9 protein-coding genes are annotated in these 12802 nt (G+C 69.9%); 4 read left to right on the top strand and 5 right to left on the bottom strand.

Going from position 1 to position 12802, the window contains the following annotated elements; translation table 11 throughout:
- Positions 1–22 precede the first annotated feature (22 nt).
- From ACS5PM_RS18115 to ACS5PM_RS18100, 4 genes are all read left to right on the top strand, one after another.
- The gene (locus ACS5PM_RS18115; protein ID WP_439389073.1) at positions 23–814 is read left to right on the top strand and encodes a ThuA domain-containing protein; all 792 of its coding nucleotides are present in this window, start codon (positions 23–25) and stop codon (positions 812–814) included.
- 387 nt (positions 815–1201) lie between these two features.
- A complete protein-coding gene (galA, locus tag ACS5PM_RS18110) occupies positions 1202–4063 on the top strand; it encodes a beta-galactosidase GalA (protein ID WP_439389072.1) in 2862 nt (953 codons plus the stop codon).
- An 84-nt stretch (positions 4064–4147) separates the two neighbouring features.
- Positions 4148–4840 carry a FadR/GntR family transcriptional regulator gene (locus tag ACS5PM_RS18105; protein ID WP_439389071.1) on the top strand — a complete coding sequence of 231 codons (693 nt, stop codon included), beginning with the start codon at positions 4148–4150 and terminating at the stop codon, positions 4838–4840.
- A gap of 68 nt (positions 4841–4908) precedes the next feature.
- Positions 4909–5838, top strand: coding sequence for an alpha/beta hydrolase (locus ACS5PM_RS18100; protein ID WP_439389070.1), 930 nt, complete (start codon positions 4909–4911; stop codon positions 5836–5838).
- Between the two features lie 66 nt (positions 5839–5904).
- On the opposite strand, the gene ACS5PM_RS18095 is transcribed toward ACS5PM_RS18100, so the two are convergent.
- From ACS5PM_RS18095 to ACS5PM_RS18075, 5 genes are all read right to left on the bottom strand, one after another.
- Positions 5905–7269: an alpha-L-fucosidase gene (locus tag ACS5PM_RS18095; protein WP_439389069.1), complete on the bottom strand. Its 1365-nt coding sequence runs from the start codon at positions 7267–7269 to the stop codon at positions 5905–5907.
- Positions 7266–8795, bottom strand: coding sequence for an alpha-N-arabinofuranosidase (locus ACS5PM_RS18090; protein ID WP_439389068.1), 1530 nt, complete (start codon positions 8793–8795; stop codon positions 7266–7268). The genes ACS5PM_RS18095 and ACS5PM_RS18090 overlap by 4 nt, the downstream gene beginning before the upstream one ends.
- A gap of 37 nt (positions 8796–8832) precedes the next feature.
- Entirely contained in the window at positions 8833–10461 is a 1629-nt protein-coding gene (locus ACS5PM_RS18085) for an alpha-L-fucosidase (protein WP_439389067.1), read from the bottom strand.
- Between the two features lie 514 nt (positions 10462–10975).
- Positions 10976–12289, bottom strand: a complete 1314-nt coding sequence (locus tag ACS5PM_RS18080) for a cytochrome-c peroxidase (RefSeq protein ID WP_439389066.1) — start codon at positions 12287–12289, stop codon at positions 10976–10978.
- A 28-nt stretch (positions 12290–12317) separates the two neighbouring features.
- The gene (locus ACS5PM_RS18075) at positions 12318–12761 is read right to left on the bottom strand and encodes a FixH family protein (RefSeq protein ID WP_439389065.1); all 444 of its coding nucleotides are present in this window, start codon (positions 12759–12761) and stop codon (positions 12318–12320) included.
- Between the last annotated feature and the right edge of the window lie 41 nt (positions 12762–12802).

The following is a 12802-nucleotide window of genomic DNA, read 5'->3' as shown; positions in this document are numbered from 1 at the left end:
GTCCCACTCCACCCATCCGCCGATGCAACGCCTGGTTCTGCTTGTCTGCGCGGCCACGCTGATCGGCTGGCCCCTGCACTCGATGTCCGCCTCGCCGAAGAAGCGGATCCTGGTGGTCACGACCACGATGGGCTACCGCCACAGCTCCATCGAGACCGCAGAGAAGGTGATCGCATCGCTGGGAGCGACGTCCGGCGCCTACGAGGTCGAATTCGCCACCGTTCCGCCGAGCAATCCCCCGGACTCGCCGGCTTATCGTGAGCAGGTCCGCGCCACGCTGGAACTCAAGCTCAAGCCTGCCGCCCTGAAGCAGTACCAGGGCATCATCTTCGCCAGCACGACCGGCGAGCTGCCGCTGCCCGATGGGCCGGCCCTCGTCCAGTGGGTCAGGGAGGGCGGGGCCTTCATCGGGATCCACAGCGCCAGCGACACCCTGCATGGATTTCGCCCGTACATCGAGATGCTGGGCGGCGAGTTCGATTACCACCGCGAGCAGGTGACCATCGAGGCCATCAACGAGGACGCCTCGCATCCTGCCAACCGCCAGCTGCCGGCCCAGTGGAACCTGGACGGCCAGCTCGAGGAGATCTACGTCCTCAAGAATTTCCAGCCCGACGCGGTGCACGAGCTGGTCGCGCTGGACCGGCATCCGAACACCCGCGCGCCGGGCCACTTTCCCATCTCCTGGTGCCGCGATTTCGGCCAGGGCCGGGTCTTCTACACGGCCCTGGGCCATAACGAGCACGTGTGGCAGATGCCTGCGTTCCAGCAGCACGTGCTGGGCGGCATCGAATGGGCGTTGCGGCTCAGGTGAAGGCCGGCGCGGCGACGTGAAGTCCTGAGCCAAATTGGTTTGACCAAAGGTCGGAAATCGGTATACTGGTCGGACCAATTCAGACTGGCATCGCAGGGATCCCGGTTCCTTCGCTGAACAGCCCGAAAGGTCGCCACCGCCGTGGTGCCCGGGCTCGCCAGGCTGTTGCCCATGCGACAAGGCCGCGCCCCGGTCCCTTTTGGCGTGACTTTCCGGACATCGAGTCGGGATGGCACCCAGGGGAGCAAAGCCCACGCCGGGCGAGGTGAAGGTGGCGCCGTCCCGGCCCGCCGGGCGAGGTTGCAAGATCCGCTGTTGACGCGCGGTGGCCGGTGGGGTGGCCTGATGGCCACTGCGCGTCTTTTTTTCAGGGTTGCACGCAAAGCAATGAGCAGAGTCTCTTTCCTCGCCTCGATCTTCCTGGTGATGCTCGGCATGATCGCCGGCCCGGCGGCCGCAGAGTCCGCGCGCCAGCGCATCCGGATCGACGATGGCTGGCGCTTCGCGCTCGGTCACGCGAGCGACCCGGCGCAGGACTTCAACCACGGCACGCGTGCGTTCTTCTTCGCCAAGGCCGGCTATGGCGACGGCCCCGCGGCGGCCGAGTTCGACGACCGGCCGTGGCGCCGGGTCGACCTGCCGCACGACTGGGCGGTCGAGCTGCCGTTCGATGAACGGGTCAGCTCGCAGCACGGCTCGAAGGCGATCGGCCGGGCGTTCCCGCAGAACAGCGTCGGCTGGTACCGGCGCGAGCTGTCCATCCCGGCTTCCGCCCAGGGCAAGCGCATGACGCTGGAGTTCGACGGCGTGTTCCGCGACAGCGTGGTCTGGGTCAACGGCCACTACCTGCGGCACGAGGCGAGCGGTTACTCGAGCTTCCGTGTCGACATCACCGACTACCTCCACTACGGCGGCCATAACGTCGTCGCCGTGCGCGTCGATGCCACCACCCAGGAGGGGTGGTGGTACGAAGGGGCGGGCATCTATCGCCACGTCTGGCTGACGCAGACCGAATCTCTGCACGTCGACTACTCGGGCACTTTCGTTCGCGCCACGGTGAACGGCAATCGCGCCGAGGTGGCCGTGGACACGACGGTGCGCAATGACGGCCAGGCGGCCGAGTCGTTCACCCTCGAGCACGAGCTGCTCGATCCCGAGGGCCGCAGCGTCGCCCGCGCCACCGTGCCCGCTCGCCACGTGGCCGCGGACGCAACAGCCGATGTGTCGGCCACCCTGCGCGTGAACTCCCCGCGGCTGTGGTCGCTGCAGACGCCGCAGCTGTACCGGCTCGCGACGCTGGTGCGGCGCGGCGGGCAGGTGGTCGACCGCTACGAGACGCCCTTCGGCATCCGCACCCTCCGATTCGACCCCGACAAGGGGTTCTTCCTCAACGGCCAGCACGTCAAGCTGCACGGCACGAACAACCACCAGGACCATGCCGGCATCGGCATCGCGCTGCCCGACGGCATGCACGAGGTGCGGCTGAAGATGCTCAAGGCGATGGGCGTGAACGCCATCCGCTCGGCCCACCATCCGGCCACGCCGGAACTGCTGCAGGCCTGCGACCGTCTCGGCGTGCTGGTCCTCGACGAGCACCGGATGATGGGGACGGCGCCGCAGATCCGCGACGAACTGGAGCGCATGGTGCGACGCGACCGCAACCATCCCTCCATCGTGCTGTGGTCGGTGGGCAACGAGGAGTGGGCGATCGAGAACACCGAGATCGGCACCCGACTGGCGCGCCAGATGCAGGCCATCGTCAAGCGCATGGACCCGACGCGCCCGGCGACGCTGGCGGCGTCGAGCTCGGGCCAGGCCGAGGGCACCTCCGTCGGCTCCGAGGTGCTGGGCTTCAACTACAAGGCGCAGCACGACATCGACGCGATGCATCGCCGCTTCCCCGACCGTGCGGTCGTCGTGACCGAGGAGGGCCTCACCCACGCCACGCGGGGGATCTACGCCGACGACCCGGCGCACGTGCACATCGCCGCCTACGACCGGCGCTCGGGCGGCGAATCGACCGCGTCGCTCGAGCAGGCGTGGCGCTTCAACGCCGAGCGCCCGTACATCGCCGGCATGTTCGTCTGGACGGGCTTCGACTACCGCGGCGAGACCACGCCCTTCGGCTGGCCCGCCATCTCGTCGCAGTTCGGCATGATGGACACGACCGGTGCCCTCAAGGACAGCGGCTACTACCTGAAGGCCGCGTGGACCGACCAGCCGATGGTGCACCTGCTGCCGCACTGGAACTGGCCGGGCCGCGAGGGCCAGCCGATCGACGTGCGCGCCTATGCCAACACCGAGGAGGTGGAGCTGCTGCTCAACGGGCGGCCGCTCGGCCGCAAGCGCATGGAACGCCATGGCCACCTGCAATGGAGCGTGCCGTACGAGCCGGGCAGCCTGACCGCGCGCGGCTTCCAGGCCGGCAAGGTGGTCGCCGAGGAGACGGTGGCCACCACGGGCGATGGCAAGGCGGTGAGGCTCACGGTGGACCGGTCGCGCATCCGGGCAGACGGCACGGACGTGGCGGTGGTCAGTGTGGAGGTCGTCGATGCCGAGGGCCGCGTGGTGCCCACTGCCCAGCAGCGCATCGCCTTCGAGGTCTCGGGCTCTGCACGGTTGATCGGGATGGGCAACGGTGACCCGGGCTCGCACGAGGCCGACAAGCCGGCCGAGATGCATCGCTACGCCGCCCCGGTCGGCTGGCGTCACCGGTCCGCTGCCGGAGCCGAGGAAGCAGCCGCCCTGGTGGCCGAGAAGAGCGCGGCCGGCTGGCGTGATGCGTTCGCCTGGGTGCCGCCCGAGCAGCTTCCCGCCGACGGTGCATGGAACGTGGTGCGCGCCACCTTCAAGCGCCCGGCAGCGCCGGCCGGCGAGCGCGTGGTGCTGTTCCTCGGCGACATCGCCCCCGGCCAGCAGGTCTTCGTCAACGGCCGCGCGGTGACGCCGCGGCGCGACGAGGGCCAGGGCGCCATCGACCTCGACCCGGCCCGGCTGGAGGAGAACAACGAGCTCGCCTTCGTCTTCGCGACGCCGCCAGCCGGCACGCGCAAGCTGTTCGACGAAGCGCAGGAGGGTCGCCGCTGGGCCACGCTTCGCATGACCACGCCTGCCGTGCCCTGGCAGCGCAGCGTGTTCAACGGGCATGCGCAGGTGATCCTGCAGTCCACGGGCGCGGGTGGCCCGGCCACGCTGCGCGCCACCAGCGATGGCCTGACCGCCGCCAGCATCAGGGTCGACGCCTACTGAACGGACCGGACACCGGGGCCGAGGCTCGGTTAAGCTTCGGCCGGATCTGGCCTGACCAATTTCCCGGGCCACGCAGGAGCCCCGATGCCCAACGCCAAGCAAGCCGAGCCGCGCCGGCTTTACCACCAGGTTGCCGACCAGATCCGTGTCGTGATCGAACAGGGAGGGTTCGGCCCCGGCACCCGGCTGCCGCCGGAGCGCGAACTGGCGCTGCAGCTCGGTGTCTCGCGCCCTTCGCTGCGGGAGGCGCTGCTGGCGCTCGAGATCCAGGGCCGGGTGGAGATCCGCATGGGGTCGGGCGTGTACGTCTGCGCGGCCCCCACCGCAAGCACCTCCGAGCCGATCGCCCTCGGCGACAGCCCCAGCGAGCTGATGCAGGCGCGTTCGGTGTTTGAAGGCTCGGTCATCAACCTGGCGCTGGCGCGGGTCACGAAGGCGGGCCTGGATCGGGTGAAGTCCTTCCTCGAGACGATGCGGCAGGACGTGCGGCGCGGGCAATCGTCGGTGGAGGCCGACCGGGGCTTTCACGTGGCGATCGCGGAGATGACGGGCAATTCGGTGCTGGTGCGCATCGTGGGCGAGTTGTACGACGGCCGGCATGGCCTGATCTCGTCGCGCATGACGGACCGTGCCGAGAGCGCACGGACCTGGGCCGCGGCGCTGCGTGAGCACGAAGCGATCTACCAGGCGCTCGAGGCTCGCGATCCGCAGGAGGCCGTGGCCGCCATGTTCTGGCACCTGACGGCGTCGCGCGAACGCTGGACCGACGAGGGCTAGACCGAAGGTTCGCCTCAAGTCGGGTGACGGCGTCGACGTCACTGGCCGCCACCCTGCGAATGCATTGAATGACCCGCCAGCTCCTCCTCGCCCGACACGCGGGCGCCGTCGCCCTGATCGCCCTGGCCAGCGCCACGCACGCGCAAGAGGGCGCTGCCGGCAATCCCGAGCGGCCGCGGGCGCCCGTCTCGGCGCCTCTGCCTCTGGCGCCCGATGACGTGCGTGCCCTGCCCGAGGCGCCTGCCGGCTTTGCCGACGTGCGGCCCGGCATAGCCCACGGTCGGGTCGAGGAGTTCAGCTACGACTCAGGCGTCACCGGCACGCGGCGCAAGGCTGCGGTGTACCTGCCGGCAGGCTATTCGGCGGACCGCCGGTACCCGGTGCTCTACCTGCTGCACGGCATCGCCGGCAACCACGACGAGTGGCGCGGCTACGTGCGCGCGAGCACGATCGTCGACAACCTCCTGGCCGACGGGCGGGCTCAGCCGATGATCATCGTGATGCCCAACGGCCGGGCGCTGCCCGACGACCGCCCGCCGCCGGCCGATCGCACCTTCACGCCCGAGCACGTGGCCGGCTTCGCCCACTTCGAGCGCGACCTGCTGGATTTCCTGCTCCCCGCCGTCGAGGCGAAGTACTCGAGCTTCGGCGACCGGCAGCACCGGGCCATCGCCGGGCTCTCGATGGGCGGAGGACAGGCGCTGAATTTCGGCTTGCGCCATCTCGAGCATTTCGCGTGGGTGGGCGGCTTCTCCGCCGCCCCCAACACCTTGCCTGCCGCCGAGCTGGTGCCTGATCCCGGCGCCACGCGGCGGCAGCTTGCCTTGCTCTACCTCTCGTGCGGCAGCCAGGACGGCCTGTTCGGCGTCTCGCAGACGCTGCACCGCGCCCTCAAGCAGCAGGGCGTCCCCCACGTCTGGAACGTCGATGGCCATGGCCACGACCGCGAAAGCTGGGCGGACAACCTCTACCAGTTCGCCCAGCTGATCTTCCGCTGAGCCGCCGCCCACACCTCGCCTGCACGCCCGGCGTGGCGGCGGTCTGCCGCCCGCCGGTCGGCAACCTCAGCCCGCGGCGGCCAGCGTGAGTTCGATCACCGTCACCGGGGCTCCGCGATCCTGCGGCGCCACCGTGATGGCCAGGCCGCGCTCGTGTTCGCGCCAGGCGAGGCTGGCGCCCGAAAGGTTTCGTGCCGCACGCACCGGGCGCGGCAGGGCAGGCAGTTGCAGCTCCTCGGTGGGCCAGCGCAGCACATGCACGTAGACGCGGTCCGCTCGCTGCGTCGTGCCCCAGATGCCGTCCACCGGCTGCAAAGGCCCGGCGCGCGTGCCTTGCACCGCCTCGCCGTACTGGCGCATCCATGCGCCGAGCTCGCGCAGCGTGCGCTGCTGCGGCGCGGGGATCCGGCCATCGGCATCGGGGCTCACGTTGGGCAGCAGGTTGCCGCCGCGCACGACGGTCTCGACGAGACGCACGATCACGTCGTCGCCGCTCAGCGTGTTCTCGCCCTGCGTGTAGCCCCATGCCGACCGGTTGATGGAGAAGCACTGCTCCCAGGCGCGCTCGCGGATGGGGCCGGTCACGATCCGGTCGCCCTCGGTGATGTCGAAGTCGCCCTGCCAGCCGGAGCGGGGGCTGATGACCACCTTCGGCTGGTGCTTGCGCACCATGCGGTTCAGGCGGTCGGATTCCCAGAACCATGCCGCGTCGGCGTCCGTGCCCTGGTGCGCCAGCCATCCGCCGTCGTACCAGAGGATGTCGATGCGGCCATAGCGGCTCATGAGCTCCTCGACCTGCCCGTAGCACTGGCGCTTCATGGCCGCGGCGTTGGCGGCCAGCTCGCGCGGGCGGAAGTAGCCGGGGAAGCGCCAGTCCATCGGCGAGTAGTACAGGCCGGCGTGCAGGCCCGCGCGCCGTACCGCCGCGGTGAAGGGCGCGACCAGGTCGCGCCGCGCCGCGGCGTGGCGGGCGTCGAAGCGGCCGAAGCTGGCCGGGCTGTCCCACAGCGCAAAGCCGTCGTGGTGACGTGCGGTGAGCACCATGTAGCGCGCACCGGCCTGCGCCGCGAGGGAGGCCCAGGCCTCGGGGTCGTAGTGCTTCGGGTCGAAGCGCCGCGCCAGTTGCGCATAGCGCTGCGCCGGCACCTTCTCGTTGAACATGTACCACTCGCCCCGGGCGGGAATGGCATACAGGCCCCAGTGGACGAAGACGCCGAGCTTGGCGTCGCGCCACCAGGCCAGGTCGGCTTCAGGCAGCAGAAGGTCGGGCGCGAGCGTCGGGTCGGCATTGGCCTGCTTGAGCGCCGAGCGCTGCTCGTCGCTGGGCGCCGGCGCCTGCGACAGGGCGCTCGCGCCCGCCAAGGCCAGGCCGGCGCCGATGGCGGCTCGGCGGGTGGTGCCCCCGTGAATGAGGTTGGACGGGCGGCTCATGGCGTCATCCTCACCACGATGACCGACTTCGGCGGCAGGTCGAGCGCCAGCGGCGCGCCGCTCTTGCCGGCCTTGTACGGGGCCGGCACCAGCGCATTCGGTTCGGCAAAGGTGTTGTGAGCATCCATCGCCCCGGCCGTCAGCACGCGGCCGGTCGCCTGGCCGCTGAGGTTGGTCTGCACCCGGGCGGCGCGCTTCGGATCGAGGTTGACAAGCGCGAGCACCGTGCTGCCGTCGGCCGCCCGCGCCACGGAGGCGTCCACGGCCGGCAGCTCGACCTCGCCCTCGCGCCAGCGCGGCGTCTGCAGGTCCGCCTTGAGCGGAGTGGCGCCGCGGAAGGGCTTGTAGAGGTCGAAGGCATGGTAGGTCGGCGTCAGCAGCATGCGCGGTCCGTCGGTGAGCGCCATGGCCTGCAGCACATTGACCATCTGCGCGATGTTGGCCATCTTCACGCGCTCGGTGTGGCGGTGGAAAGCATTGAAGGACAGCGCCGCGACCAGTGCATCCCGCAACGAGTTCTGCTGCTGCAGGAAGCCGGGGTTGGTGCCGGGTTCGCCGTCGTACCAGGTGCCCCACTCGTCCACGTACAGCGCGATGCGCTTCGCGGAATCGTGCTTGTCCATCAAGCGGATGACGCCCTCGATGCGGGGCCCGATGCCCATGGCGCTCTTCAGCGTCGTTGCCCACTCCTGCGTGTTGAAGCCGATGGCGCTCCCATGCTTCGACCAGTCGCCCGGTATGGTGTAGTAGTGCAGCGTCAAGGCATCCATGTGCGAGCCCGAGCGCTCCATCAGCACCTCGATGAGGTGGTCGTTGCCCTGGCCGTCGCCCGAGGCCACGCGCACCACCGGCGCGTGCAGGAAGGTCTCGTACTGGTTGTGCAGGTCGGCCTGGTACTCGGGCCGCATGTTGCCGCCGCAGCCCCAGCTCTCGTTGCCGATGCCGAAGTACTTGACCTTCCAAGGCTTGTCACGGCCGTTGCGGCGGCGTTCCTGGGCCAGGGCGGACTGGCTGTCGGAGGTCATGTACTCGAGCCACTGGCCCATCGCGCGCGGCGGCATCGAGCCCATGTTGCCGGCGAGGTAGGCCTCGCTGCCGAGCTGGTCCACCAGGTCCATGAACTCGTGCGTGCCCACGCTGTTGGGCTCGATCACGTTGCCCCAGATCTTGTTGAGCCGGGCAGGGCGCCTGGCCGGATCGCCGATGCCGTCGCGCCAGTCGTAGTCGTCGGCGAAGCAGCCGCCGGGCCAGCGTACGACGGGCACCTCCAGCTTGCGCAGAGCCTGCACCACGTCGTTGCGCCAGCCGCGCGTGTTGGGGATCTTCGAGTCCGGGCCGACCCACAGGCCGCCATAGATGCCGGTGCCGAGGTGCTCGGCGAAGTGGCCGTAGACCTCGGGCTCGATGCGCGGGCCGGCAGTGTCCTGGGCGATCGTCAGGCGCACTTGCGCCGGTTCGGCCGCGATCGCGGCCGTGCACACGGACCACGCCAGGGCGGCGGCTTGCAACAGGTGTTTTGTCTTCATCGTGGGTTCGAGTCGGTCATGGCCGGGGCGGTGGCCTTCACGCCAGGCCGTTGCCACGGATCTTCAGCGCCACGGCGATCGGGTTGGCGAGCCCCTGGGGCAGCCGCACCTCCAGCGCCTTGCGGCTGCGGGTGAACGGCAGCGGATCGGTCGACCCCAGCGCCTCGACACGTTCGATTGCGCCCGGTGCGAGCGCCGAGTCCTGCGCCAGGGCGGCGATGCGAAGCACTCCGCTCGAGGGCCAGCCCAGGGCGATTGCATAGAGCGCGCCGTCCTTGGTGGTGAAGCGGATGTCCTCGGCGGTGAAGGACTGCGCCTGGCCTTCGCTGAACATTCCGCTGGTCACGCGGGTCGGCCCTTCGCCGAAGCTGCGCCACGGCCGCGTGCCGTGGATGGCCTCGGCGTTGCGGCCCATCCAGCCGGCCAGGGTCTCGAGGAACTTGCGCTCGTCGGCATCGATGCTGCCGTCGCCGCGCACGGGGATCGACAGCAGCAGGTTGCCGTTCTTGGAGACGATGTCGGACAGCCGGTGGATCACGCTGGCCGCGGACTTGTAGGAGTGGTTGTCGAAGAGGCCGCGGTTGTAGTGCCAGTCTCCGATGCACGTGCAGGTTTGCCAGGGAAGGGGCTCGATGCTGTCGCGCTGCCCGCGCTCGACATCCTCGACCAGGCCGGCGCGGCGCTCGGGCGGGATGATCTTGCCGTTGACCACCGCCTCCAGCTTGCCGCCGTTCCAGGCCATGCTGGCGTTGTAGTAGTGGGCGGTGATGTCGAGCCCGGCCTGGCCGAGCGGCAGGCCGGTGTCGTCGAAGTAGACGAGATCGGGCTTGTAGCTGTCGATCAGGTCGCGGGCGCGCAGGAACCACTGGCGGGTGAAAGCGGGGTTGCCCGCCGGCGGCTTCTCGTCCCACGCGCCGGTGTTGCCGTCATGCCATTCGTTGGCCGTGCGAACGGTGGTGATGCCGTCGGGCATCACCATGTTGCGGCCGGTGTAGAGGTCCTGCGGGTCCAGGCCCTCCCACCAGGTGCCCTTGCCGTCGGCCTTGGTCAGGCGGAACGCGTCGTAGCGCTGGCCGGCCAGCGGGCCTTCGGGGTCGTAGCCATAGGCGGTCTGGAACCAGTGCCAGGCGTGCGCCGAATGGTTGCTGACGCCGAAGCGCAGGCCCTTGGCGCGGGCCACCTTGGCCCAGGTGCCGACGATGTCGCGCTTGGGGCCGATGCGAACCGAGTTCCAGGCGTGGTACTTGGAGTCGTAGGCATCGAAGTTGTCGTGGTGGTTGGCCAGCGCCACGAAGTACTTCGCGCCGGCCTTCGCGTACAGGTCCATCAGGGCCTCGGGCTCCCAGGCCTCGGCCTTCCAGCGGTTCTGCATCTCCATGAAGCCGACCTTCGTGGGGTGGCCGTAGGTCTTGAGGTGATGCTCGTACTGCCAGTTGCCCTGCCGGTACATGTTGCGCGCGTACCAGTCGCCCATCTCGGGCACGCACTGCGCGCTCCAATGCGCCCAGATGCCGAACTTGGCATCGCGGAACCAGTCCGGCGTGCGGTAGCCGTCGACCAGCGAGGCCCATGTCGGGGCGAAGGTCGCGGGCGCGGCCTCGGCGCGGGGCAGGGCGGCCGCTGCGGCGGCGGTGCCGAGGAAGGTGCGTCGGGTGAGGGAGCTCATCGGGTTGGTGATCGTGCTGGACGGGTTGGAGTGATGCCGGGTGAGTTGGAGCGGGGGGCCGATGAGGTCCTGGACCCGGCACAGGGTAGGCAGGCCGCGGCGCATGCGGCCCGTCAGAGGCTTCAGGCGGGGTGCTGCGAACCGCACGCCATCCGCACGGTGGTATGACCAATTCAGCACCAACTGGTCATGCCAGTTTCGCAAACACGCGAAAGAGGTCTAACCGGTGAAAACCCTCACACGCGGCGATTCTTCACTCGTGGAGTGTGGGGCGACAAGCGTCGCCGGGGGCTCCGCCGGTGATCGATTTGGTCTGACCGCCGTAGAAATCGACGCGAAGGCCGACCGCAAGACAAGCTGCGGCCCCCGGGGGATCGGAAGCCGCCATGAAGCACGACGCCGGGCCGTCCCGGCCCGGGGTCGGCTGAATCGCTGTGCGGCGTGCTCGGGCGCGCCGTCTGGGCCTGCCGGGGTCTGCGGGCCTTCCATGCCCGCAGACCCGGTTCCGGGAGCCTCAGTCGTGCTTGCCGGCGAGTTCCTCGACCGGCCCTGAAAGGCTGCGCAGGAAGGCGACGACGTCGCGCATCTCCTGCTCGCTCAGCCGGATCGGCTGGCGCCCGGCGTGTCCCTCGCCGGCGTGGGCCAGTTCGGAGTGGCCGACGGCGGCCCGGGGCGAGCGCACGTAATGCCCGAGCACGTCGTCCAGGGTCTCGAACTGCCCCGCGTGCATGTACGGCGCACGCAGTTCGACGTTGCGCAGGCTCGGTGTCTTGAACGCGCCTTCCAGGGCCGGGTCGTCGGTCGCCATGAAGGCGAGCTCCTGGCAAGCCTCGCGTGGTGCATCGCTGTAGCGGCCCAGGCAGTTGAACTCGTCGACCTTCGCCTGGCCGGCGCCCCGCCCGCGACCCCGGTCCGGGTGCGCCGGATCCCTGGCCGGAACGCCGGTGTTGTGGAAGGCCTGGTCGGTGAACAGCGGGCCGTTGTGGCAGGTGGCGCATTGGGCCTTGCCGATGAACAGGCGCAGTCCCTGGACTTCCTGGGCCGACAGCGCCGGCGGGCTGGAACGATCTGCCTGGGTGACGCCATCGACGTAGCGGTCGAAGCGCGACGGGCCGTAGGTGATCGTGCGCTCGTAGGCCGCGATGGCCTTGCCGAGGTTGGCGAAGAGGCGGTTGACCTGGTCCTGCTGCTCGCCGGTCATCCGGCCCCACGCCTGCTTCTCTTCGCTGGAGCCCAACGGGCTGGCGTCCCCGGGCAGGCCTTCGAGCCTGGGCATCGCACCGAACAGGGCCTCGTAGTCCTGCCGATAGTGGGCCTGCAGGACCCGCGCGAAGCGGACCCGGTTGCCGCCATGCTCGACGCCGTCTTCCAGCGGCCCGAGCGCCTGCGACCAGGGGCTGTCCTTGCGGCCGTCCCAGAACAGCCAGGGGCTGTACGCCGTCGCGGCGATGGGCATGGTCCGGCGCCTGCCGGTTCCGACGCCCTGGCCCACGGGCAGGCCGTCCTGGAACTGGCGGTCCGGCGCGTGGCAGCTGGCGCACGAGACGGCGCCGTTGCGGGACAGGCGTGGATCGGCGAAAAGGCGCTTCCCGAGCGACACAGCCTCCGGCCGCTCGGCCACCGCATTCGACGGATCGGTCGGCGGAGCCGGCAGTTTGCGGATGCTCATCGACGCCAGCACCGCGACCTCGTCCCTGGACCATGAATCGAACCGGGCCGCCGCCGTTTCGGCGCGACCGAAGCCCGTGAGCACGAGGGGTGACGCCAGCGCGGCCGCCAAGGCCAGCAGCGCCGCCGCCGTGCGAGTGCTGTTGCGCAGCTGAGGCATGAGATGTTCTCCCGTGGTCGCGGCTCGCTCAGCGCCGGATGCCGGCTTCGTTCAGGACGACGTTGAACACGGCGCCGTCGCTGACATCGCCCGCCCGGATGTCCAGGCGCATGTCCCACCAGCCGGTCATGCTGAACTTCATGCCCTCGAGCGCATAGACGCCCGGAGAAATCTCGCGGGTGATGCGAGGCTTGGTCGGGAAGCCGTGGCCGTGCTGGGGCATCCCGCCGTCGAAGGCGATGCTGGCCTGCGACACGGGAGCGCCGTCGGGCGTGGACAGGCGAACCTGCCAGGCATGCATCTGGTTGATGGCCGGCCCGGTCGGCGGAGGGTCCAGGCGGACCACGAATGCGCCGTGCGAGCTGGCGTGCTGCAGCGAGAGGTCGAGGTCCGTCGGGGGCGCGGCGCAGGCGGTCACCAGGCCGGCCAAAGTCGCTACGATGGCCAAGGAGGGCGAGAGGGATCGGAACATGGCTGAGGTCCTTTGCTTTGATGGGACGAAGACGTCCGCGG

Origin of the sequence: Ideonella flava, from assembly GCF_051857595.1 — a bacterium.
Classification (GTDB): domain Bacteria; phylum Pseudomonadota; class Gammaproteobacteria; order Burkholderiales; family Burkholderiaceae_C; genus Ideonella.
The sequence above is the reverse complement of the archived record's forward strand: the minus strand, read 5'-3'. Positions and strand labels throughout refer to the sequence as shown.